Here is a 23,583-nt window from a genome sequence, read left to right as displayed (position 1 = left end):
CGGGCTTTTTAGTCTCTAACGCGGCCTGGCTTTACTCCCAGGCACGCTCGGCCTTGCTGGCGTCAAACACCGGCGGTGGCCTGCGGAAACGGCGGGTCAGGAAGGTCAGGTACAGGACGCCGACCGCGGCCCACACCAGCCCCAGCGTCAGGGAAGTCACTTCCAGGTTCACCCACAGCACCGCCACCGTCGTCGCGCCGATCAGCGGCAGAATGAGGTAGTGCAGTTTCTCGCGCCAGGTTTTGTTGCGGCCTTCGCGACGCCAGAAGTGGTTAAACACCGACAGGTTAACGAAGGTAAAGGCCACCAGCGCGCCGAAGTTGATCAGCGCCGTCGCCGTCACCAGGTCGAAGAACAGCGCGGACAGCGCCACAATGCCTACCATGATCACGTTCAGCGCCGGGGTGCGCCATTTAGGGTGCACGTAGCCGAAGTATTTTTCCGGGAACACGTTGTCGCGTCCCATCACGTAGAGCAAGCGTGAAACGCTGGCATGAGAGGCAAGACCCGAAGCCAGGGTATTCACGAAGGTCGTGCAGAGGAAAATCGACTGGAACAGCTTGCCACCGACGTACAGCGCAATTTCCGGCAGCGCCGCGTCCGGGTTTTTGAAGCGACTGATGTCCGGGAAGAACAGCTGCATAAAGAACGACGCCACGATAAAGATAATGCCGCCGTAGGCTGCGGTCAGAAAAATGGCTTTAGGAATGGTGCGGGCCGCGTCGGGCGTCTCTTCCGAAAGCGTGGTGACCGCGTCAAAGCCGAGGAACGAGAAGCAGACTATCGTCGCGCCGGTAATCACCGGGATCAGGTGTGCATTTTCGCTGATAAACGGCTGCAGCGACCACACGGTCCCCACGCCCTCGCCTTTATGCAGCCCCTGCACCACCAGAATGATAAACACCACCATGATGGCGACCTGTACCAGCACAAACAGGGTGTTGAAGTTCGCCACCAGGTTAACGCTCTTCAGGTTGGCCGCCGTCAGAATGCAAACAAAGCCCACCACCCAAATCCACGGCGGGACTTCCGGGAACAGCGCCGAAAGGTAAATTTTTGCCAGCAGGACGTTGATCATTGGCAGGAACAAATAATCCAGCAGCGACGACCAGCCCACCATAAAACCCACGTGCGGGCTAATGGCCTTTTGGGCATAGGTATAGGCTGAACCCGCCTGCGGGAACTGGCGCACCAGCTTGCCGTAGCTGATGGCGGTAAACAGCACGCCAGCCAGCGCCAGCAGATAGGACGCAGGCACGTGGCCGTCGCTGATGCCGGACACGATACCAAAGGTATCAAACACCGACATTGGCGTGAGATAGGCCAGCCCCATCACCACTACCTGCCAGAGTTTTAGAGATTTGCGCAGCTGCGGCTTACCCGCCTGCGAAGCGATGTCTACGGAGGAATTAGTCGCCATGACGATGTCCCCCCACGCGGATACAGGTTTGCGAAGCGTTCTTCGTTCGGGCAAACCTGCTTAGCCTGGGGGTTAATCGTAACTGTCGGGGAATTGTTATCGGACTCACGCACGCCGCTGGCCCGTCGTTATCAATACGGCAGCAGCGTTCGCCCTCGCCGTGCGGATATTTAAACATTTGCGTCTGCATCATCTCATTTCCTCGTCGTACACATTGTCGTTAACAGAAGACCCGTTGCCGCCTGCGCTCCGTTACGCGACTTCGGGAAATGGCAGGTTGCCCTGCAAAACGTCCGGCCTGGCTCCGCTCAGCCCGCATGATGCTACTTATTTATCAGCTTGCCCGGCCACGCTTGCTCCGCCGGGCAGGAGCCACTATCAGGCGTTTTTCAGCATCCACTCAATTTCAGTTTCCGTGATTAAACGCTCAAACTGCACCAGCTCATCGTGCTTACACGCGTGGAACACGTGGCTGAAACGCTCGCCCAGCAGTTCGCGCAAACTATCGTTCTGAGTGAACTCCCACAGCGCGTCGCTCTGGCGAATCGGGAACGGCAGCCCTTCCTGCTCCAGCCCGTTGCCCTCAACTTCTTCCTGCAGCGGCAGGTCGGTATCCAGGCCGTGTAAAATCCCGGCGAGGATCGTCGCCATCACCAGATACGGGTTGGCATCCGCCCCCGCCACGCGGTACTCCACGCGGTGGTTGTCCCTGTCGCCGCAGGGAATACGCAGCGCCACGGTACGGTTGTTATGCCCCCATGAAGCCTGGGTCGGGACGTACATCCCCGGCTGGAAGCGGCGCCACGAGTTCACGTTCGGCGCCAGCAGCGCCATAGAAGACGGCATCAGGTGGATCATGCCCGCCAGCGCACGTTTCAGCAGCGCAGAGTCTTCGCCGTCGGCGTCCGCCAGCACGTTTTCGCCTTTGTTATTCAGCACGCTGATGTGGATATGCATCCCGCTGCCCGCATGCTCTTCGTAAGGCTTCGCCATAAAAGTGGCGTGCATCTTATGCTTCTCTGCGACAGTTCGCACCAGGCGTTTTAACGCTAACGCATCATCGCAGGCATCCAGCACGTTATCGGTGTGATGGAGGTTGATTTCGAACTGGCCTGGCGAGGCTTCTGCCACCGCGCCATCCGCCGGGATCAGCTGCAGGCGAGCCAGATCGTCGATGTCGGTCAGCACATCGGCAAAGTGGTTCAGGTTATCGACGGAATAGACCTGGCTTTGGGTATTACGGTCGTCGGTGCCCGGCGCGCAAGGCGGCTGCAGGTAGCCTTCTGCATCGCGCTGGCGATCGATTAAATAGAACTCCAGCTCTACCGCTACCACGGGGAACAGGCCGCGCTGGCGCAGCTGCTGCCAGAGTCGGTTCAGCACGTTCCGCGGCTCAACGTCAAAGGGAGCGCCATCTTCGTCCAGCATGGTTAACATCATCTGGCCGATAAACTCGGGATCTGCCGCCGACGGCGTCAGCGTTCCCGGCACCGGCACACAGCGGCGATCCGGCTCGCCCAGTTCCTGCCCAAGCCCGGCCTCTTCTACTACATTGCCGAGGATATCCATGGCAAACACCGACGCCGGGAAATAACAGCCCTTCTCTACCTTACGCAGACCGGCGATCGGAATACGTTTTCCGCGGAAGCAGCCGTTCAGGTCAGTAAGCAGGACATCGACATATTGGGTATTGGGATAACGCTCAAGAAAGGTATTCACTTCGCGTGCAAACGCGCTACTTCGTCTCTCTTCGGAATGCTGAACAAAATTCTCAACTTCTACGATATTGGTTTCCATGATTCACCGCCGTTGCGTTGGATGCCGGTCGCTGATGTCGACCGTTAAATATAATGTCCACTTATCGACAATGGTGTGAAACAAAATGTTTGTCAAATGTTAATTTAAGTTTGCAAGGACGTTACACCGCTGCTAGATTGAAAAAATATTGAACGGATACGGGCAACATGGAATCGTTTGGCAATAATTTAGTCCATTATGTGAGGTTGATCATGGTCGATATATTTGACAAGCCAGTGATTGGTGTCGTGATGTGCAGGAACAGGCTTAAGGGTCATCTGACCCAGACGTTGCAAGAAAAATACCTGAATGCCGTGTTGAACGCCGGCGGATTACCGATAGCCCTTCCCCACGCGCTGGCAGAGCCTGAACTGCTGAATGCGCTGCTGCCAAAACTGGACGGGATCTTCCTGCCGGGCAGCCCCAGCAACGTGCAGCCGCACCTCTATGGTGAAAATGGCGATGAGCCTGACGCCGACCCAGGGCGTGATGAACTGAGCATGGCGCTTATCGCCGCCGGGCTCAAAAGGCGCATTCCCATTTTCGCCATTTGCCGGGGTTTACAGGAACTGGTTGTCGCCACAGGCGGGACTCTGTATCGTCGCCTGTGCGATCAGCCTCAGCTTCTGGAACACCGTGAAGATCCCGAGCTTCCCGTGGAGCAGCAGTACGCACCTTCACATGAAGTTCAGGTACAGGAGGGAGGATTGCTTTCGCATTTAATACCGGGTTGCAACACGTTTTGGGTTAACTCATTACATGGCCAGGGAGCGAAAACGGTGGGCCCGCTGCTGCGCGTAGAGGCAAGGTCGCAGGATGGACTGGTGGAGGCGGCAAGCGTTCACGATCATCCTTTTGCCCTCGGCGTTCAGTGGCACCCAGAATGGAACAGTAGCGAATACGCCCTGTCGCGTTTGTTGCTTGAAGGTTTTATCAATGCCTGTCAGAAGCACCTGTCTGAAAAACAGCGGCTCTGACCACTACTGTTAAGGAAATGCCAATATGAGCGATGACGGCCTGGCGCCGGGTAAACGTTTGTCAGCGATCCGCCAGCAACTGGGTCTTTCTCAACGTCGTGCCGCCGAACTGTCTGGATTAACGCATAGCGCCATCAGCACCATAGAACAGGACAAAGTAAGTCCTGCCATCAGTACGCTGCAAAAGCTGCTGAAAGTCTACGGGCTGTCGCTCTCCGAGTTCTTCGCGGAACCGGAAAAACCTGTTGAGCCGCAGGTGGTTATTAATTATGACGACCTGATTGAAATAGGCAGTCAGGGTGTTTCAATGAAATTAATACACAATGGGAATCCTAACCGTACGCTGGCGATGATCATTGAGACCTATCAGCCGGGCACAACCACCGGCGAGAGGATCAAACACCAGGGTGAGGAGACGGGCACGATACTGGAAGGTGAAGTGGTTCTGACCGTAAACGGGCAAACCTGGCACCTTGTTGCGGGGCAAAGCTATGCGATTAACACCAGCATGCCGCACAGCTTCAGCAACACCTCGGCAGGTATTTGCCGCATTATCAGCGCCCACACCCCCACCACGTTCTAATTATTTTCAGGCCTGAGTTTTTCAGGCCTTATTTAAACCACGTTTTTAACAGGACTCAATTCCTGGGGCTTTTTGCAGCCCAAATTTGCCTGAAGAACCCAGTAAGGCCATTTATCCGATTGAATAAAAGGAGTCATCATGGACTTTCAGCATCTTAATTACTGGCAGGAAAAAGCAAAAAATGCCTCGCCGGAAACCCGCCTGTTTATTAACGGCGAATATTGCTCTGCCAAAGACGGCGAAACATTCAGTACCGTCGATCCTTTTGCGCAACGCAATCTCGCCGAAGTCGCCCGTGGTAAAAAAGCGGACGTGGACGTTGCCGTTCGGGCAGCTCGCAGTGTTTTTGAGCGTGGCGACTGGGCGCAGGCGTCCCCGGCAAAACGCAAAGCCGTGCTCGGCAAGCTGGCAGATTTAATGGAACAGCATCACGAGGAACTGGCGCTGCTGGAGACGCTCGACACCGGCAAACCTATCCGCCATAGCCTGCGTGATGATATTCCGGGCAGCGCCCGCGCCATTCGCTGGTACGCCGAAGCCATCGACAAAGTGTACGGTGAAGTCGCCACCACAGGTGTTAACGAACTGGCGCTGATTGTGCGCGAACCGGTTGGCGTGATTGCCGCCGTTGTGCCCTGGAACTTCCCGCTGCTGCTGGCCTGCTGGAAGCTCGGCCCGGCGCTGGCCGCGGGCAACAGCGTCATCCTCAAGCCTTCGGAGAAATCACCGCTGTCGGCCATTCGCCTTGCGGCGCTGGCCAAAGAAGCGGGCCTGCCGGACGGCGTGTTTAACGTCGTGACCGGGTTTGGTCACGAAGCGGGACAGGCGCTGGCTCAGCACCCGGACGTGGACGTGATTACCTTCACCGGCTCCACCCGTACCGGCAAACAGCTGCTAAAAGATGCAGGCGACAGCAACATGAAGCGCGTCTGGCTGGAAGCGGGCGGCAAAAGCGCCAATATCGTTTTCGCCGACTGCCCGGATCTGAAAAAGGCCGCCGCCACCACCGCCGCCGGTATTTTCTATAACCAGGGCCAGGTCTGCATCGCCGGTACTCGCTTGCTGTTAGAAGAAAGCATCGCCGATGAGTTTATCGCCCTGCTGAAAGAGCAGGCCAAAAACTGGCAGCCAGGCAACCCGCTGGACCCTGAAACGACGATGGGCACGCTTATCGACAGCGCCCACGCCGACAACGTCCACGGCTTTATTCGCGATGGCGAAAGCCAGGGCAAGCTGGCGCTCGACGGGCGTAACGGCAGCCACCCGGCGGCCATCGGCCCGACGATTTTCATCGACACCGCAGCGGATGCACGAGTCGGCCGGGAAGAGATCTTTGGCCCGGTGCTCGTCGTCACCCGCTTTACCTCCGAAGCTCAGGCGCTATCGCTTGCCAACGACAGCGACTACGGCCTCGGTGCCGCAGTGTGGACCCGCGATCTTTCCCGAGCCCACCGTATGAGCCGCAGCCTTAAAGCAGGTTCCGTTTTCGTCAATAACTACAATGACGGCGATATGACCGTCCCGTTTGGCGGCTACAAGCAGAGCGGCAACGGACGCGATAAGTCCCTGCATGCCCTCGAAAAATTTAGCGAACTGAAAACCATCTGGATTGCCCTGGAGCCTTCATCATGACTGAACATACCACCAGCTATTACGCGGCCAGCGCCAATCAATATGAGCCCTTCCCGCAGTTGACCGAGTCCGTAACCTGCGACGTGTGCGTGGTCGGCGGCGGCTATACCGGCCTTTCTTCTGCGCTACATCTTTCCGAAATGGGCTATGACGTGGTGCTGTTAGAGTCCGCCCGCATCGGCTTTGGCGCCAGCGGGCGCAACGGCGGGCAGCTGGTTAACTCCTACAGCCGCGATATTGATGTGATTGAGCGCCGCTATGGCCCGGAAGCGGCCAAAATGCTCGGCGGCATGATGTTTGAAGGCGGAGAAATTATTCGCGAACGCATTAAGCGCTATCAGATTGACTGCGACTATCGCCCTGGCGGCCTGTTCGTTGCGATGAACCACAAGCAGTTGGAAAAGCTTGAAGAGCAGAAAGCTAACTGGGAGCGTTATGGCAATACCCAGTTGGAGCTGCTGGATGCCGGCGAAATCAAACGCGAAGTGAACAGCGATCGTTACGTGGGTGCCCTGCTCGACCACAGCGGCGGCCATATTCATCCGCTAAACCTGGCCATTGGCGAAGCTAACGCCATTCGCCTCAACGGTGGCCGAGTATTCGAACAGTCTGCGGTGACCCATATTCAGCACGGCAGCCCGGCCGTCGTCAGCACGGCGAAAGGCAAGGTCACGGCGAAGTACGTGATCGTGGCCGGTAACGCCTACCTTGGCGATAAGCTCGAACCAGAGCTGGCAAAAAGTAGCATGCCGTGCGGCACCCAGGTGCTGACCACCGAGCCGTTGGGCGAAGATCTTGCCCGTTCGCTGATCCCGAAAAATTACTGTGTGGAAGACTGTAACTACCTGCTGGATTACTACCGCCTGACGGCCGACAACCGCCTGCTGTACGGCGGCGGCGTGGTCTACGGCGCGCGTGACCCGGCAGATATTGAGCGCCTGGTGATGCCTAACCTGCTGAAAACCTTCCCGCAGCTGAAAGGCGTGAAGATTGACTACAGCTGGACCGGGAACTTCCTGCTGACGCTGTCCCGCATGCCGCAGGTGGGCCGTCTGGATAACAATATTTACTACAGCCAGGGTTGCAGCGGGCACGGCGTCACCTATACCCATCTGGCTGGCCGCCTGATTGCAGAGCTGCTGCGCGGTGACGCCGAGCGCTTCAACGCCTTCGCCAACCTGCCGCACTATCCGTTCCCTGGTGGGCGCACGTTCCGTATTCCGTTTACCGCGATGGGCGCGGCTTACTACAGTCTTCGCGATCGCCTTGGGGTTTAAATAAACCCGACGCACGGAGCGATCCCTCCGTGCGTTTTTTTTATTAACGCCCCAAAGCTTTATCGCCGCGAAAACTTCACGTTGCGGCAGATTAATTAAGGAAAATATAAGGCGGCTTAAGCTAATTTACAGTCAATAACACCCAGATATTACCAGCCAGAATTTTTGAAAGTCTTCATCAATAACCCCTGCTATTAATTAACCAGGCGGCAACGTAGCATGCAACGCATTCACCGACGACTCGCTTATTACCCACATTGAGAGACTCATTATGATGCGTAAAATGATAACTTCCGCCCTTGCCCTTACCGTATTTACCGCCCTGACCGGCACGGTTTTAGCCGCCACTGAAGTTCAGCAGGCAAGCGCCGGGCAAAGCATAGGCTCCATTTCAACCAGCGGCGCAACTACGCTTGACCAGGCTATTAATCAGCTTTCCGACAAAGCCGATAAGGCCGGGGCAACCTCTTTTAAAGTGACCTCCGCAGGCGGGCAAAATAAGCTCTTCGCCACGGCAGAATTATTCAAATAAAGAAAAGCTCGCGCATGGCGAGCTTTTCTTTTTCTTACCGATAATTACAGCCGCCCGGACTCCGTAGCGGCTGCATTTATTTGTACCGGCATACCGGAACGGCGATTCAACGCCTCGCTGACGACGGCAGCATGCACATCCGACGCCTGAGTTTCGCTGCGCAATACCGTGGTCATCGGCAGCGGGACTTTTTTGTCGGACTCAAACTCCGCGCGATTACGCGACAGCGGCTCGTGAACCTCTAACCAGCGCTTGCCGTCCGGCTCTGTGGTGGCCTTCACCGGCTGGTCAATCAGCTGTACGCGAGTCCCGACCGGCACATTATCGAACAGGAATTTAATGTCGTCGTTGCGCAGGCGGATACAGCCCTGGCTGACGCGCAGGCCGATGCCAAAGTTGGCGTTAGTGCCGTGAATGGCGTACAGCTTGCCGATGTAAATGGCGTACAGGCCCATCGGGTTATCCGGCCCCGGCGGCACAAAAGCAGGCAGCGTTTTGCCTTCTTTGGCGTATTCGCGGCGGGTGTTCGGGGTTGGCGTCCAGGCCGGGGCGTCCTGCTTGCGCTCCACGCGAGTTACCCAGTTGCGCGGCGTTTCACGCCCGGCCTGACCGATGCCGATCGGCAGGATTTCAACCGTGTTGCTGTCCTTTGGATAATAGTAGAGGCGCATTTCCGCCACGTTCACCACAATCCCTTCACGCACGGTGTCCGGCAAAATAACCTGCTGGGGAATAACCAATTGCGTGCCGACTTTGGGCAGGAATGGATCGACGCCCGGATTAGCCTCCAGCATATTGCTGAAGCCCTGCCCGTACTGGGCGGCAAAATGTTCCAGCGGCTCCTTGTTGCCCTCCGGCACGGTCAACGTGATCGGCGCGCCAACCAGGCGACTGCCTTCCGGCGGCAAAGGATAAGTTACGGCCAGCGCGCTTTGCGTGACCGCCGCCAGAGCAAAAGCCAGCGTGGAGAAACGAATCATAATTTCCCTGTTAGTTAACATGACGTGAATACGTTAAGCATAACCGCCCCGAGAAAATTCTGTAAGGATCGGCGGTGAATATGTTTACAAATTGAACGGTCGGGTTGCGACCTCTGGCTTCAGAGGGCATGATGTCCTCTTGTTTTTAAAGGAGACGTTATGCAGGAATTGATATCCGCCCTCGAGCAATACGGTATTGAACCCAACCACACCACTTCCCTGATCGTCATTTTCGGCATCATTTTTCTGACCGCGCTGGTCGTGCATTTTATTCTGCACGGCATTGTACTGCGGGCCTTTGAGAAGCGGGCACAGTCCAGCTCCAGCCTCTCGCTGCAGATAATCACCCAGAACAAGCTGTTTCACCGGCTGGCGTTTCTGCTGCAGGGCATCATCGTTAACGTTCAGGCTGTGTTATGGCTGCAAAAAGGCAGCGACGCGGCGACCATTCTGACCACCTGCGCCCAGCTGTGGGTGATGCTCTACGCGCTGATGTCCTTCTTCTCCCTGCTGGATGTGATTTTCGGCCTGTCGGGTAAATCCTCTTTCGCTTCTCAACTGCCGCTGAAGGGCATTTTCCAGGGCGTGAAGCTGCTGGCCGCGATTGTCGTCGGCATCATGATGGTTTCGCTGCTGATTGGGAAATCCCCGGCAATATTGATAAGCGGCCTCGGCGCGATGGCCGCCGTGCTGATGTTGGTGTTTAAAGATCCGATTCTTGGCCTGGTGGCCGGGATCCAGCTCTCTGCCAACAGCATGCTGAAGATGGGCGACTGGCTTGAAATGCCGAAATACGGCGCGGACGGTGCGGTGATCGACATCGGCCTGACGACGGTGAAAGTCCGCAACTGGGACAATACCATTACCACCATCCCAACCTACGCCCTGGTGTCTGACGCCTTTAAAAACTGGAGCGGGATGTCGGCCTCCGGCGGGCGACGCATTAAGCGCAGCGTGAACATCGACACTACCAGCATTCGTTTTCTGTCACAGGACGAGCAGGAGAAGCTCCTTAAGGCGAAGCTGCTGCAGCCGTATATGGCGGAGCGCGGGAAAGAGATCAGCGAATATAACCAGCAGCACGCCGACGACTCGGTGCTGAACCAGCGCAAAATGACCAACGTCGGCACCTTCCGGGCTTACCTGAATGAATACCTGCGTAGCCACCCGCGTATTCGCAAAGACATGACCCTGATGGTGCGCCAGCTTGCCCCTGAAAGCGAAGGGCTGCCGGTGGAAATTTATGCCTTCACCAACACCGTGGTGTGGGCGGAGTATGAAAGCATCCAGGCCGATATCTTCGACCACATTTTTGCCGTGGTGGACGAGTTTGGGCTGCGTATTCACCAGACGCCAACCGGCAACGACATGCGTGCCATTGCCGGGGCTTTCGATCGCTAAACGGCGCTTTCTTCTGGCACCGTAAGCGGTTCTTTCGGCGGTCGTGGGTATTTTTTCAGCCAGCGACCGCTGATCATTCGCCAGTAGAAGCACGCGCCGCGCACCGCCCAGTCGCCGAACATCCCCAGCCAGACGCCCACCACGCCCATCCCGAGCACAATCCCCAGCGTGTAACCGGCGATAACACGGCAACCCCACATTCCCGCCATCGACACCCACATCGCGTAGCGGGCATCGCGCGCGCCCTTCAGCCCGGCCGGCAGCACCCAGGACGCGGCCCAGATAGGCATAAACGCGGCGTTCATCCACAGCAGGACTTTAACGACTTCTTTGACGTCATCTTCACTGGTATAGAACGAGGCGAACAGCCCGGCGAACGGCGCGGTTCCCCAGGCAATGACCGTCAGGCCAATCGTGGCGAGCCAGAACGTGTGGCGCAGCTGGCGCTCGGCCTGGCCGATTTGCCCTTTTCCAAGCCGCCTGCCGACGATTATTGTTGACGCCGACCCGAGGGCGTTGCCCGGCAGGTTAATCAGCGAGGCCACGGAGAAGGCAATAAAGTTCCCGGCAATGACGTTGGTGCCCATCCCGGCGACGAACATCTGCGTCAGCAGCTTGCCGCCGTTGAACAGCACCGACTCGACGCTGGCCGGGATACCGATGCCGAGCACTTCCCATAAAATGCCCCAGTTGAGCGGCGTGAAGTAGCTTTTCAGCGAAATGCGTAGCGCCGGATTAAAGCCAATCATCAGCACGAAAATAATACCCGCCGCGCCGATATAGCGGGAAATGGTCAGCCCCAGGCCTGCGCCGACAAAGCCCAGCCCGCCCCAGCCGAAGATGCCGTAGATAAGAATGCTGCTGATGATGATATTGAGGATGTTCATGCCGCCGTTAATCAGCAGCGGGATTTTGGTGTTCCCCGCCCCGCGCAGCGCACCGCTGCCGATAAGCGCGATGGCCGCCGCCGGGTAACTCCAGACGGTGGTTTGCAGGTAGGAAAGCGCGAGACCTTTTACTTCTGGCGTGGCGTTCCCGGCGATGACATCGATGATATGCGTGCCCGCCAGGTGAATGCCTGCGGCCATAATAAATGACACGATGGTCATCAGGATCAGCGACTGCCTGGCCGCCGCCCTCGCCCGCTCCGGATCCAGCCTGCCGAAGCTGAACGCCACCACCACCGTGGTGCCAAGGTCGATAGCGGCGAAGAACGCCATAATAACCATATTAAAGCTGTCGGCGAGTCCCACGCCCGCCATCGCCTCTTTCCCTAACCAGCTGACGAGGAAGGTACTGAGTACGCCCATCAGCAGCACGCAGGTGTTTTCTAGGAAGATAGGCACCGCCAGCGGCGTTATCTCTCGCCAGAACAGCACCCGATAACTCTTACGTTTGGCGTACCACGGCGTTTTCGCCACGGTCTGGCGAAGGACTGCATGTAAGTTCAAGCGAGGACCTGCAAGGAAAGATAAAACGGCATTTCAAATAATGGGCGACAAATCGTTATCCTGCAAAGGATTTTTTTGTCTCTGATTGCCTGAAAAGGCAACAAGATGTTGATAGTTTCTGCAAACGCACCGCACCGTGAGATTTTGCCTTTGACAAGCCCCTGAGCCGCCGCTAATATTCGCCCCGTTCACACGATTCCTCTGTAGTTCAGTCGGTAGAACGGCGGACTGTTAATCCGTATGTCACTGGTTCGAGTCCAGTCAGAGGAGCCATATTCGAGAGCCCGCTTAAGGAAACTTAAGCGGGCTTTTGCTTTTGATTCTTTGCTTCTGCTTTGAGCGAAGAGCGGAAGTTGTACTTTAGCGCTAACGGTTCAATCTTTGGAAGTCAGCCCGATTCAGTTCTGATCATTTCTCTTAGACAATGCTAAGGTTAAGCCTCCCTAAAGTATCTGTGCAGGTGTCAAAGTGAGCATTTCAGCGATACATGAATGGCGGATGAATGATTTTCTGATTAGTACTGACAATGCAAAGTTGAACATACAGGCTGTGCATCAGTATTTGACAAGATCCACATGGGCAAAAGGTATCGATCTGGAAACTGTCACCACTTCAGCAGCGAACAGCCTTAACTTTGGCATTTATCATAATGAATCCCAGGCAGGTTTTGCACGTCTGATAACGGATTATGCAACTTTCGCGTATCTTTGTGATGTGTATGTACTTGAGGAATACCAGGGCGACGGGTTGGGAAGATGGCTTATGGAATGTATTCATAGCCACCCGGTGTTTGAAAAGCTTCGCAGGGTCTTGTTATTCACAACAACTGCGCCGTGGCTTTATGAAAAATTTGGCTATGAACCGGTGAATAAGAAAAATTACGCGTGGGCTATTACCCGGCCTGATATCTATAACAATAGATAAAAGCAAACATAAAAAGCATTTCACTCTGCCCGGCCTCAGTTCTTTTGAGTGTACAAGGTCCGTTTTTGGCGCCGGTGTATCGTAAAGCTGGGCTGGCGTCTTTTACGCTGGCAAATGCGTTAAAGCGCGCTGGCCTAAAGGGGAAAGGCTTATTGCCGATGCGTTAGGCGTTGCCCCTGAGCAAACCTGGCTGTCGGCCAACGTAAGACTAAAGAGCAGTAAAACTGTCGCCACCCGCAAACCGCCGGTGGCGAATACTTGCTATAAATCCAACGCCCACTCATCTCCCCCAAGCACCTTACCGTTGACCTGGATCTCGATCTGCTGCACGCCGGAGTAATACTGGCGGGTGGTGATTTTCTTCACCGCGTGCTTTTTCTCTATGGTAACTGAGCCTCCGGCCGGGAGTTCGAACGCGCGGAGCTTGAAGACCTTCGGGGCGGTGCTGCCGTTGGCTTTCATAAAGTGCAGTACGTAATCGACCACGATATTTTGTGGAGCGTCGCTGGTTGAGCGCAGGCTGACCTTAAATTCCAGGTTTCCTCCGAGGGCGATGGCTTTTTGCCTGATTGAGAAGGCATCCAACGCGACGTCCGCGCCGTGCTGCACGCCGATCAGCGCCAGCGCGTCCGGGTGACCGTTCTTAATTAAGGTGCGCAGCGAGTGGCGGGTTATCCACGCGACTTTTTTTACCTCTTCACTGCCGGACTGTTTCGCCTGCTGCTGCCAGCTTTGCAGGAGCTGAATTACGTAGTCCGGGTGATCTTTGGTGATGTCGTTCAGGTGGTTGGCCACGCTTTTTCGGACGTACAGCTCCGGGTCGAACTTCAGGGCATCCAGAATCGCACGTGTTCCCGCCGGGTCTTTGATAAACAGATGCAGCTTTTCGCCCCACGGCACGCGCGGGCGTGTGCCTTCCGAAGCCCAGCGGCGAAGGTCCACGCTTTCGTCCTGCGCACATTTGAGCAGAAAGCGCATGGTTGCGTCAGGATCCTGTTTTATAAAAGGCCTCACCGCCCATTCGGCGGTAAAACAAACGGTGACCACTTTCAGGGCTTCGAGGGAAATTTCCGGCTGGTCCAGGCCATAAACCTGAATAAACTCCGCGAAGGGCCAGACGGCAAAACCGCGAAGCTTATTCTCTTTTAATACCGAAACCACCACGCCCAGTGCCGCCGGGTAGTCCTGCGGCAGCTCAGCCGCCAGCGCGTCGCGGATGGTCTGGACCCTGGCCTTCATCTCCAGCTTATCCAGCTTCTCTGCTTTTTTTAGAAAGGCATCGACGTTAAAGGCGGGATAGTGCTGCGCGATTAAGTTCGCAATGTCCTGCAAAAGCGCATGATTAAAAGCATGCTTAAACGCGTTCTGATTTTCGACGGACTCACTCACAGCCCTACTCCCTTGCGGATGATGTATTGCCGGAGTCTATCACCGTTTTTTCCCGGTTTTTTAGCCGTTTGCTACATAAATTTTGCTAGCCAATGCGCCCTGGATGGGTCAGCACCTGGCGGAATTTCTCTATGTCGCAAATCACGTACTCATGGGCCACTTTCTGAATGTACTGCTCTTCTATCAGTTGATTAATGACGCGGCGGTAGGTTCTTTCAGAGCAGCCAAAACGTTCGGCCTCGCGGGACACCTGCGAGAAGTCCACCAGCGGCTTGTTCTGCTGATGGCGTTCATACAGGTCGGCCACGATGTTAAACACCAGCGGCTGCAGGAAGCGTTCCATGGTTCTCGCCATCCCGCGCTGGTAGCTGGTGGAAAGCAGCTGGCTGAGCCAGACGCCGACTTCCGCGTGGCTGGTCAGGATGGTGTCCATCATCGCCAGCGGGATGACTTTTACCGCCATGGTGTCGTGGGCCACGACCGAGAACTGGCTCGGCGTGTGGGTCAGATATTCAATTTCGCCGATGATGGTATCGCTGACGAAGCGCTGCCCCAGGCTGAACGCTTTCCCGTTTTCGGCGTTGTAGTGCATGGTGTACTCGCCGAGCGTTATCCAGTAAAGCGCTTTGATCTCTTCGCCCTGACGCAGAATAAATTCGTCGGGGCCGATCTCTTTGGTTTTAAGCGGCGCGGCGTACACGGCATCGCGCAGGATCTGGTGCCCGCGCTGAGCGAACTGCTGAATAATATTCATGGTGTTGTCGCTCTCCGGCAGGGCTGCCACGCAGCAAAATAAGGTCACTAACTCGTCAAGTATTGCCTGTTTCACCAGACTCTGCGGTGAAAAAGGCGGCTGAGATTAACTATCGTCCCTCGGTATTGTCAATACTCCGCGTTTTACTCATCCCTTGCCAGCCCTGGCGTTTCTCTTTTCTTGCCAGGGCAAAAATCAATTTTGTGATCGCCGTCAGTCCGGTCGGACATTTGCCTTTTTCTGCAAGCGACGGGGTTTCTATCTTAGCGGCATGAAACCAGCCAGGAGATCGTCTGATGACGCCACATATTAACGCCAACCCAGGCGACTTTGCCGAAACCGTGATCATGCCCGGCGACCCGCTGCGCGCGCAGTACATCGCGCAGACTTATTTAACCGATGCAAAGCGCGTGTGCGATACCCGCAATATGTTCGGCTTTACCGGCTATTACAAAGGCAAGCGTCTTTCCGTGATGGCGCACGGGATGGGCATTCCGTCCGTTTCGATTTACGTCCATGAATTGATCAACGCGTTTGGCGTTAAGCAGCTTATTCGCATCGGCACCTGTGGCGCGGTGGATGAAAGCGTGGATATGCGCCACGTGATTGTCGCCACCGGCGCGGGGACGTCCTCTTCGGTAAACCGCGACCGCTTTGGCGGCTATGACTACGCGGCCGTGCCGGACTTTGACCTACTGCGCCGCTGCTGGATGGCGGCTGAGCAAAATAATATTCCGACCCAGTTCGGCAACACCTTCACCAACGACCTGCTGTACGACAAACCCGAAGGCATGCTCCCTGCCCTCAAAAAGATGAACATCCTTGCGGTGGAAATGGAAACCTCGGCGCTATTCACTATCGCCGCGCAGTACCGCGCCAAAGCCCTGAGCCTGCTAACGGCCTGCGTAAGCAGCGTTACGGGGGAAGAGCCGACGGCAGAAGAACTCCAAAACACGTTAGACAAAATGATTGAGCTCGCTTTAGAAACCGCAATTCTCTGCGATTGATTTCTCCCATAAGGGTTCTCCGATGACAAACTCTACACACCAGCCGGCCTCTGGCGGCATAAAAGTTGAATCAAACGGCGTCAATGCCGTGCCCGAAGCTGAACGTTACGGCAAACCTTCGGGGCTGTTCCCGATTTGGTTCTCCTGGAACGTCTCCATTCTGGGGATGACCTACGGGATTTACGTTTACTCGCTGGGCCTGAGCGTCTGGCAGGCGATCGCCGCCGGGATTCTCGGCTACCTGCTTTCCTGCTGCCTGGTCGGCGTGCTGGCGGTGGGCGGGCCAAGAACCGGCCTGCCGACGCTGACCCAGACCCGTTTCTGCTTCGGCTATCATGGCAATAAATTCCCGACGCTGTTTGCCTATATCTCCAACATGGGCTGGAAAATCACCATTATTACCCTCGCCTCGTCCACCGGCGCGGCGCTGTTTGCCAAACTCTGGCCCGCGGCGTTTGCGCTGGCGGACGGCAAACCAACGCTGGTCTGCATTCTCGGCTGGTTTATCGTCAGCCTGGCGCTGACCATGTCGGTCGCCATTTATGGCCACCAGCTGATCATGAAGGTCGAGAAATACATCGCGTGGCTGACCGGGTTTATGAGCATCATTTTTATCTTCCTGATGCTGCCGCATATTCACTGGGAAAAGCTGGGCCAGAGCGCCGCGCACGGCGATCTGCTGACCTGGATCGGCGGCGTGGTGATGGCGATGACCATGGTGGGCCTGGGCTTCCTGAACTACGGCGGCGACTTCGCGCGCTATCTGCCGAAGAAAACGCAGGCCTCAAAAGTTATTTTCTGGACGACAACGGGGATTTCCCTGCCGGTAAGCATTCTGCTGGTGTTGGGCGCTTTTCTGGCCGACAGTAACCCGGAGCTGAGCGCAGCTGCGGCGCAGTCGCCTATCGCCTCGCTGACTAACCTGCTGCCGTTTTGGTTCTACGTACCGTTTTCCATCGTGATTATCGTTTCGCTGCTGGCGGCTGCGATTACCGGCGTGTACAGTTCCGGCCTGGCATTACTGGCGCTGGGTATTCCCGCCAGCCGCGCCACGACCACCACGCTGAACGCGGCCATCATAGGCTTCGGCGCGTTCTACCTGATGTTTATTTCTGACTCGTTCCTCGCGACCTTCCAGTCATTCCTGGCCTCTATCTCGGTGGTGATTGGCTCCGCCGGGGCGATTCAGCTAATCGACTTCCTGCGCCAGAAGCGTCTGGGCTGGGATGTGGCGATGGCGAACAAGGCGGGTTTTGGTGGCAGAGATGGCCGCTGGACGGCGCTGCTTTCGCTGGGCGTGGCAACGTTTGTGGGCCTGGGCACGATTACCTCGGGCGACCCGTATATCGCGCATGTGGTCGGTTTCCTGCTGACGGAAGAGACCCGCCATAGCGTCTTTGCCACCGCGAACCTGGGTGTGATTGTCTCGATGCTGACCGGCGGCGTGATGTATTCGCTGCTGACCTTCGGCCTGAAGATTGAGCTGCCGGGGATCTCATCTGCGCCAGCGGCTGTAACCTTGCAGGGCAAGGCTCAAAAAGCTTTGTAAGCCTAAAAACGGACCCGCTAAGCGGGTCTGTTACTTTCCCAGTCCTGTAAAAAATCTATCAGCGCACGCACCTTCGCCGGAACGTGCCGGGTATTTGGGTAAACCGCATAAATCCCCTGGGAGGGGAAACGATATTCAGGCAGTACGTACTGAAGTTCACCGCGTTCTATCGCGTTTCGCACCAGCCATTCGGGCAGTAAACCCACGCCGCAGCCCTGCACCACAAAGGCCATTAGCGCTGCCGCCGTGTCGGTCATAAAGCGTGCTGGCCCGGTAATCGTAAGATCTCGCGTTTCCTGGTCACGCCCAATAACCTGCCATTCTCTCGGCGTTGGCAGCCGACGATGAATAACCCATTCCGCTTCGGCCAGGGCTTCCAGACTGCCGATCGGGTTGCGTTCGATCCACTGCGGGGCGGCAACTGCCACAATCTCAAAGCGCTCTATCAGCGCGGCGCGGTAAGAGGAATCCACCAGCTTGCCGAGGCGGATAGCAACGTCAAACTGCCCGGAGATTAGGTTAACCGGAGCAGAAGAGGACTCATGCCGGATAGTCAGCCCGGGATGCAGCCTGCCGAAGGCGCTCAGGGCGGGAATGACCTTTGCCTGGCCGTATTCCGGCGTCGTCGAAATACTCAGCTCGCCCGAAAATCCTCCGTGGTGCCCCTGAACGTCTTCAACCAGCGCTTCGCTTTCTCTTAAGAGCTGTAAAGCACGCTGGTAAAACACCTCGCCCGCCTGGGTTAACGCCACGCGGCGCGTGGAGCGCACGAGAAGCGAAACGCCAAGCTCCGCCTCAAGCTGGCGAACGTTAAAGCTTATCACCGCCTTAGTTTGCTGCGCTGATTGCGCCGCGGCGGTAAAGCCCCCGGCCTCCACCACGGCCACAAACTGCGCCACTCGCTGTAAGTTCAGCATGCTAATTCGCCTGATTATCAAATTATTTTTGACAGTGTATCAGCCGCAACAGGATTTATCCGCCCGGCCGAACCTGCTGAAATCACCTTTTCTTTTTCACGAGAACCGTTATGCCTTACCGCTACAGGGTTGCTGCCGTTTATCTGCTCGGCTTTTTTCTCGACCTGATCAATATGTTTATCTCCAACGTCGCCTGGCCTGAAATGGGCAGGGAGCTTAATGCGCCGGTCACCGAACTGGCGTGGATAAGCCACGGCTATCTTTGCGGCCTGACGCTGGTTATTCCCTGCAGCGCGTGGCTGACGCAGCGCCTGGGCGCCAAACGCCTGTTTATGCTTTCACTTGCGCTATTTACGCTGGGTACGCTGGCATCCGGCCTCGCGTCTGGCCTCGAGGCGCTGGTCGCCGCGCGTATTCTGCAGGGCGTTGGCGGCGGGCTGCTGATCCCCGTTGGCCAGGCGCTGACCTGGCAGCTTTTTGCGGTACACGAGCGGGCCAGACTTTCATCAGCCATTATGCTGGTGGCGCTGCTGGCTCCGGCGCTTTCGCCAACGGCGGGCGGCCTGCTGGTGGAGTCTTTCGGCTGGCGCTGGATATTTTTGTCGAGCCTGCCGCTGGCGCTGCTAACGTTAGTGCTCGCCAGGCTGTGGCTAAAACCCACCGGGCAACAAACTCCCCGCAGGCCGCTGGACGTCAAAGGGCTGATACTGGGATCTGCCGGACTGTTTGCTATTTTGTTGGGCGTCACCCAGGCCGGAAAACCGGCGGCACATTTATCGGCGCTGCTGTTACTGGCCTCCGGCACGCTTATTCTGTGGCTGTTCGTTCGCCGGAACGGCAGGCACCCTTATCCTCTATTCAGCCTGCCGCTGCTGGCAGACCCGCTGCTGCGCTACGCGATGTTCGTTTACCAATGCATTCCGGGCATTTTTATGGGCACCAGCCTGGTCAGCATCGTCTATCTGCAAACTCAGCTGAGCCTGTCCGCCACCCAAACCGGCATGCTGATGCTACCCTGGGCGCTGGCCTCTTTTGTCGCAATTTCGTTTACCGGCAAGATGTTTAACCGCCTCGGCCCTCGCCCGCTGATTACTGCCGGAGGCTTACTTCAGGCTGCAGGGATCCTGCTGCTGGCGCAGGTCAGTTCCGGCGAGCAAACTCCGCTGCTGGTGGGGGCTTATATTCTGATGGGCCTGGGCGGGAGCCTTTCCAGCAGCACGGCGCAGAGCACCGCTTTTATCTCCATAGCTTCTGAGGCAATGCCCGAAGCCAGCGCGCTGTGGAACATTAATCGCCAGCTAAGCTTTTGCTTTGGCGTGGCGCTGCTGAGCCTGCTGCTGGCCGTATTACAGGGGTTGATGCCCGCCCCTCGCGCTTACCTTTTTACTTTTAGCCTTGCCGCCGCCGGGACGCTTGCCCCGCTGGCTTATCATCTACGGCTGAATAATCAGCACATTAAAAATCAACTTATCCAAAAGGAGCACTGAGCGATGAATATCTGGTTTAAAGAGGTGATTGACGCCCATGTTGCCATTGAGCAGTGGCTTGGCGCGGGCCAGGGCGAGCTGGAGGCGATTTTGGCACGCTTTTCTGACGATTATTCGATGATCGCGTTGAGCGGTACAAAGCTGGATTACCCGGCGCTTTGCGGCTTTTTCAGCGCCAGCGGCGGCAGCCGTGAAGGGCTGGCAATTGAAGTCGATAACCTTACTCTGCTGGACGAATGGCAGTACGGTGCCGCCGTGCTTTACCGCGAGACGCAGACCCTGAACGGCTCGACTACCGGGCGCTGGTCTACCGTTATCTTCCGTCGTGAAGGTGAACAGGTGCTGTGGCGTCACTTGCAGGAAACCGGGCAGGCATAGATTACCCGGCGGAGACGGCATAGGCCGTCTTCCTGCCCGAATAGCTTTAGAGCGCAATTTTAAAGTGAGAGCCGTCCGGTAGCTCAACATCCAGCTGAACCTTGCCGCCCGCCGCTTCGACATAGCGTTTGAGCGAGGATAGCTTGATATCACGGCCTTTTTTTTCCATTTCGGCAACGGTCGGCTGCTTCACGCCCAGCTTTTGCGCCATCTCGTTCTGCGTTTTCCTTACCCGATCGCGTAGCTCAGCCAGATGGATATTCAGCAGCATTTCATCGGCCATGGCCTGCGCGGCGGCGACAACTTCTGGTTTTTCCGTGGCAAGTAGCTCTTCTAGTGTTCGACCCATTCTATCTGCTCCTTTTCCGTTAACTGTTTAAGGTGAGCTGCAAATTCCTTATCGGCCCGAGGAATCATGACATCATAAAATCGTTTCTCGTTTCCGGCCTTATTGCCAGCACACAGCAGGATGGCGCAACGTCTTATATCAAAAGCGAAAAATAGCCTTAATGGTTCGCCTCTGCACTGAACGCGCAGCTCTTTCATGTTGGCGTATTGCGAACCTCTCACCGTGTCTGCGTAAGGCCTGCTTAGTAAAGGTCCTCTGCTCTTCAGCAACACCATTGATGCGATGACGCTGGCTTTGATTGCATCATCCGATGCCGTAAACCAGGCATCAAACGTATCCGTCATTTTTATCGACCACATACGACATCCTTTTCAATATAGGTTAAATACTATATAGACACAAGACTATATCGTGGATTATCTGTGTGAAAATGAAGCGGAACATGACTCTGATTCAGAATGGTCGAGCGGCCTTCAGGTGTTTTTTGACGTATACGGGATGTTGCAGAGCGGATGGGAACTAACTCGCAGATAAAAAAATGGGCGAGATAACCTCGCCCATTTTGAGTACAGCTTAAGCTTTTACGCGGCTGGCAATAATGTCGTCTGCCACGTTGCGCGGCGCTTCAGCATAGTGATGGAACTCCATGCTGTAGGTCGCCCTGCCCTGAGACATAGACCGCAGCGTGGTGGAGTAGCCAAACATCTCCGCCAGCGGAACATCGGCCCGGATTATCTGGCTGCCAAAACGTTCTTCCATGCCCTGCACCATGCCGCGACGGGAAGAGAGATCGCCCATGATGTTACCGGCGTACTCTTCTGGCGTTTCCACCTCAACGTGCATGATCGGCTCCAGAATAGCCGGATTTGCCTTGCGCACGGCGTCCTTGAAGCCAAAGATCGCCGCCATTCTGAACGCCATTTCCGAAGAGTCGACGTCATGGTAAGAGCCAAAGGTCAGCGTGGCTTTGATGTCCACCACCGGGTAGCCGGCCAGCACGCCGGTGTTCATGGCTTCGCGCAGGCCTTTCTCCACGGAAGGAATGTACTCGCGCGGGACCACGCCCCCTTTGGTCGCATCTTCAAACACAAACCCTTTCCCCGGCTCCTGCGGCTCAAGCGTCAGCACCACGTGACCGTACTGCCCTTTACCGCCGGACTGGCGCACAAATTTACCTTCAACATCTTTCACCGCCTTGCGGATCGTTTCACGATAGGTAACCTGAGGCCGACCGATGTTCGCCTCCACGCCAAACTCGCGCTTCATGCGGTCAACGATGATCTCCAGATGGAGTTCGCCCATGCCGGAAATAATCGTCTGGCCGGATTCCTCGTCCGTATGCAGTCGGAAAGAGGGATCTTCTGCCGCCAGCCGCTGCAGTGCGATACCCATTTTTTCCTGATCGGCCTTGGTCTTCGGCTCGATAGCGAGTGAAATTACCGGTTCGGGAAACTCCATCCGCTCAAGGGTGATCACCGCATTCGGGTCGGTTAGCGTATCGCCCGTGGTAACGTCTTTCAGCCCTACGCAGGCCGCGATATCACCGGCGCGAAGTTCGTCTACCTCATGCCTGTCGTTCGCATGCATTTGCACGATGCGGCCAATACGCTCTTTTTTGCCTTTTACCGGGTTATAAACCGAATCGCCTTTACGCAGCACGCCGGAATAAACACGGATAAAGGTCAGTTGGCCAACGTACGGATCGGTCATCAGCTTGAAAGCCAGCGCCGAGAACGGTTCGTCGTCGTTGGCATGGCGTTCAATCGTCTGGCCTTTTTCGTCCACGCCCTGAATAGAAGGAATGTCGAGCGGGGAAGGCATCAGCTCAACAACCGCATCCAGCATGCGCTGTACGCCTTTGTTTTTGAACGCGCTGCCGCACAGCATAGGCTGTATTTCCCCGGAGATGGTACGGGCACGCAGGCCGGTAACGATCTCCGCCTCGCTCAGCTCGCCGGTTTCCAGGTATTTGTCCATTAGCTCATCGTTGGCCTCCGCCGCAGCGGACACCATTTTTTCCCGCCATTGTTGCGCGGTTTGCAGCAGATCTTCAGGCACCGGCGCATAGCTGAACGTCATACCCTGCGTTGCGTCGTCCCACAAAATGGCGCGCATTTTGATGAGATCCACCACGCCGGTAAAGTGATCCTCCGCACCAACGGGGATCACAATCGGCACCGGGTTAGCCTTCAGGCGGTCAATCATCATCTGCACCACGCGGAAGAAATCGGCTCCCGGACGGTCCATTTTGTTGACGAAGGCCAGCCGCGGCACGCGGTATTTATTCGCCTGTCGCCACACGGTTTCGGACTGCGGCTGCACGCCGCCCACGGAGTCATAAACCATTACGGCGCCGTCCAGTACGCGCATGGAGCGCTCCACCTCAATGGTGAAGTCCACGTGTCCCGGCGTGTCGATGATGTTGATACGGTGCGGTTCAAAACCGCGATCCATACCCGGCCAGAAGCAGCTCACCGCGGCGGACGTAATGGTAATGCCGCGCTCTTGCTCCTGAGCCATCCAGTCTGTCGTTGCTGCGCCATCGTGAACTTCGCCCAGTTTGTGGCTCATGCCGGTGTAAAACAAAATACGTTCGGTCGTAGTTGTTTTACCGGCATCAATATGGGCGGAAATACCAATGTTGCGATAGCGTTCGAGAGGGATGGGTCGGGGCATGATGTGTCCTTAGTCTTTTTGACTGTTAAGAGACGGCCAGGATGGCCGCCCAATTTGTTCGCCATCATCATAGTACAACTGTACGAGTATATTCGAACAATTT

21 protein-coding genes, 1 tRNA gene and 1 pseudogene are annotated in these 23,583 nt (G+C 56.3%); 13 read left to right on the top strand and 10 right to left on the bottom strand.

Translation table 11 applies throughout. The features are described from left to right. Positions 1 to 31: 31 nt before the first annotated feature. Together JT31_RS20370 and JT31_RS20365 are read right to left on the bottom strand one after the other, a co-directional pair. Positions 32 to 1,420, bottom strand: coding sequence for an APC family permease (locus JT31_RS20370; protein WP_038481440.1), 1,389 nt, complete (start codon positions 1,418 to 1,420; stop codon positions 32 to 34). 378 nt (positions 1,421 to 1,798) lie between these two features. Further along, positions 1,799 to 3,217 (bottom strand): glutamine synthetase family protein, encoded by a 1,419-nt coding sequence (locus tag JT31_RS20365; protein WP_038481437.1) that lies wholly within the window; start codon positions 3,215 to 3,217, stop codon positions 1,799 to 1,801. Positions 3,218 to 3,429: 212 nt separating this feature from the next. Here JT31_RS20365 and puuD point away from each other — a divergent pair, with 212 nt between their 5' ends. The 5 genes from puuD to JT31_RS20340 all read left to right on the top strand — a co-directional run bounded on the left by puuD (position 3,430) and on the right by JT31_RS20340 (position 8,218). Continuing rightward, entirely contained in the window at positions 3,430 to 4,194 is a 765-nt protein-coding gene (puuD, locus tag JT31_RS20360; protein ID WP_038481434.1) for a gamma-glutamyl-gamma-aminobutyrate hydrolase, read from the top strand. A gap of 25 nt (positions 4,195 to 4,219) precedes the next feature. Continuing rightward, positions 4,220 to 4,777 (top strand): HTH-type transcriptional regulator PuuR, encoded by a 558-nt coding sequence (puuR, locus tag JT31_RS20355; protein WP_038481431.1) that lies wholly within the window; start codon positions 4,220 to 4,222, stop codon positions 4,775 to 4,777. 138 nt (positions 4,778 to 4,915) lie between these two features. Next, complete coding sequence (puuC, locus tag JT31_RS20350) at positions 4,916 to 6,409, top strand: aldehyde dehydrogenase PuuC (RefSeq protein ID WP_038481428.1); 1,494 nt, start codon at positions 4,916 to 4,918, stop codon at positions 6,407 to 6,409. Continuing rightward, entirely contained in the window at positions 6,406 to 7,686 is a 1,281-nt protein-coding gene (locus JT31_RS20345; RefSeq protein ID WP_038481425.1) for an NAD(P)/FAD-dependent oxidoreductase, read from the top strand. The genes puuC and JT31_RS20345 overlap by 4 nt, the downstream gene beginning before the upstream one ends. A gap of 283 nt (positions 7,687 to 7,969) precedes the next feature. Continuing rightward, the gene (locus JT31_RS20340) at positions 7,970 to 8,218 is read left to right on the top strand and encodes a DUF1471 domain-containing protein (protein WP_235212889.1); all 249 of its coding nucleotides are present in this window, start codon (positions 7,970 to 7,972) and stop codon (positions 8,216 to 8,218) included. Between the two features lie 44 nt (positions 8,219 to 8,262). Here JT31_RS20340 and ldtA read toward each other — a convergent pair whose 3' ends face one another. Beyond that, positions 8,263 to 9,198 (bottom strand): L,D-transpeptidase, encoded by a 936-nt coding sequence (gene ldtA / locus JT31_RS20335; protein WP_038481420.1) that lies wholly within the window; start codon positions 9,196 to 9,198, stop codon positions 8,263 to 8,265. 159 nt (positions 9,199 to 9,357) lie between these two features. Between ldtA and JT31_RS20330 the strand changes: the two genes are divergently transcribed. Next, positions 9,358 to 10,599: a mechanosensitive ion channel family protein gene (locus tag JT31_RS20330; protein ID WP_038481417.1), complete on the top strand. Its 1,242-nt coding sequence runs from the start codon at positions 9,358 to 9,360 to the stop codon at positions 10,597 to 10,599. Here the strand turns inward: JT31_RS20330 and JT31_RS20325 are convergent. Further along, on the bottom strand, positions 10,596 to 12,050 hold the full coding sequence (locus tag JT31_RS20325) for an EmmdR/YeeO family multidrug/toxin efflux MATE transporter (RefSeq protein WP_038481414.1): 1,455 nt from the start codon (positions 12,048 to 12,050) through the stop codon (positions 10,596 to 10,598). The two genes, JT31_RS20330 and JT31_RS20325, sit on opposite strands and share 4 nt — an antisense overlap. Before the next feature lie 197 nt (positions 12,051 to 12,247). Here JT31_RS20325 and JT31_RS20320 point away from each other — a divergent pair. From JT31_RS20320 to JT31_RS24105, 3 genes and pseudogenes are all read left to right on the top strand, one after another. Continuing rightward, positions 12,248 to 12,323: transfer RNA gene (locus JT31_RS20320), tRNA-Asn, on the top strand. A 195-nt stretch (positions 12,324 to 12,518) separates the two neighbouring features. Beyond that, on the top strand, positions 12,519 to 12,974 hold the full coding sequence (locus tag JT31_RS20315) for a GNAT family N-acetyltransferase (protein WP_176982028.1): 456 nt from the start codon (positions 12,519 to 12,521) through the stop codon (positions 12,972 to 12,974). A gap of 44 nt (positions 12,975 to 13,018) precedes the next feature. Beyond that, positions 13,019 to 13,170: pseudogene (locus tag JT31_RS24105) on the top strand (helix-turn-helix domain-containing protein); the annotation flags it as partial. Between the two features lie 65 nt (positions 13,171 to 13,235). Here JT31_RS24105 and JT31_RS20310 read toward each other — a convergent pair. Continuing rightward, a complete protein-coding gene (locus JT31_RS20310; protein ID WP_038481407.1) occupies positions 13,236 to 14,363 on the bottom strand; it encodes a DNA alkylation repair protein in 1,128 nt (375 codons plus the stop codon). 85 nt (positions 14,364 to 14,448) lie between these two features. After that, on the bottom strand, positions 14,449 to 15,192 hold the full coding sequence (locus tag JT31_RS20305) for a Crp/Fnr family transcriptional regulator (protein ID WP_235212888.1): 744 nt from the start codon (positions 15,190 to 15,192) through the stop codon (positions 14,449 to 14,451). A gap of 218 nt (positions 15,193 to 15,410) precedes the next feature. Between JT31_RS20305 and deoD the strand changes: the two genes are divergently transcribed. Together deoD and JT31_RS20295 are read left to right on the top strand one after the other, a co-directional pair. Continuing rightward, a complete protein-coding gene (gene deoD / locus JT31_RS20300) occupies positions 15,411 to 16,124 on the top strand; it encodes a purine-nucleoside phosphorylase (RefSeq protein ID WP_235212943.1) in 714 nt (237 codons plus the stop codon). Between the two features lie 22 nt (positions 16,125 to 16,146). Next, positions 16,147 to 17,673 carry a purine-cytosine permease family protein gene (locus JT31_RS20295; protein WP_052049030.1) on the top strand — a complete coding sequence of 509 codons (1,527 nt, stop codon included), beginning with the start codon at positions 16,147 to 16,149 and terminating at the stop codon, positions 17,671 to 17,673. 17 nt (positions 17,674 to 17,690) lie between these two features. On the opposite strand, the gene JT31_RS20290 is transcribed toward JT31_RS20295, so the two are convergent. Then, positions 17,691 to 18,590, bottom strand: coding sequence for a LysR family transcriptional regulator (locus tag JT31_RS20290; protein WP_038481401.1), 900 nt, complete (start codon positions 18,588 to 18,590; stop codon positions 17,691 to 17,693). Positions 18,591 to 18,700: 110 nt separating this feature from the next. On the opposite strand from JT31_RS20290, the gene JT31_RS20285 reads away from it, so the two are divergent. Both JT31_RS20285 and JT31_RS20280 read left to right on the top strand, forming a co-directional pair. After that, positions 18,701 to 20,077 (top strand): MFS transporter, encoded by a 1,377-nt coding sequence (locus JT31_RS20285; protein WP_038481398.1) that lies wholly within the window; start codon positions 18,701 to 18,703, stop codon positions 20,075 to 20,077. Positions 20,078 to 20,080: 3 nt separating this feature from the next. Then, positions 20,081 to 20,455: a DUF4440 domain-containing protein gene (locus JT31_RS20280; RefSeq protein ID WP_038481395.1), complete on the top strand. Its 375-nt coding sequence runs from the start codon at positions 20,081 to 20,083 to the stop codon at positions 20,453 to 20,455. A gap of 46 nt (positions 20,456 to 20,501) precedes the next feature. On the opposite strand, the gene JT31_RS20275 is transcribed toward JT31_RS20280, so the two are convergent. From JT31_RS20275 to fusA, 3 genes are all read right to left on the bottom strand, one after another. Then, entirely contained in the window at positions 20,502 to 20,804 is a 303-nt protein-coding gene (locus JT31_RS20275) for a helix-turn-helix domain-containing protein (RefSeq protein WP_038481391.1), read from the bottom strand. Beyond that, positions 20,789 to 21,163 (bottom strand): type II toxin-antitoxin system RelE/ParE family toxin, encoded by a 375-nt coding sequence (locus JT31_RS20270; RefSeq protein WP_038481388.1) that lies wholly within the window; start codon positions 21,161 to 21,163, stop codon positions 20,789 to 20,791. Before JT31_RS20270 ends, JT31_RS20275 begins: the two co-directional genes overlap by 16 nt. Positions 21,164 to 21,377: 214 nt before the next feature. Continuing rightward, positions 21,378 to 23,480, bottom strand: coding sequence for an elongation factor G (gene fusA / locus JT31_RS20265; RefSeq protein ID WP_038481385.1), 2,103 nt, complete (start codon positions 23,478 to 23,480; stop codon positions 21,378 to 21,380). Between the last annotated feature and the right edge of the window lie 103 nt (positions 23,481 to 23,583).

It is taken from the genome of Cedecea neteri, from assembly GCF_000757825.1.
Taxonomy (GTDB): Bacteria; Pseudomonadota; Gammaproteobacteria; order Enterobacterales; family Enterobacteriaceae; genus Cedecea; species Cedecea selenatireducens.
The sequence above is the reverse complement of the archived record's forward strand: the minus strand, read 5'-3'. Positions and strand labels throughout refer to the sequence as shown.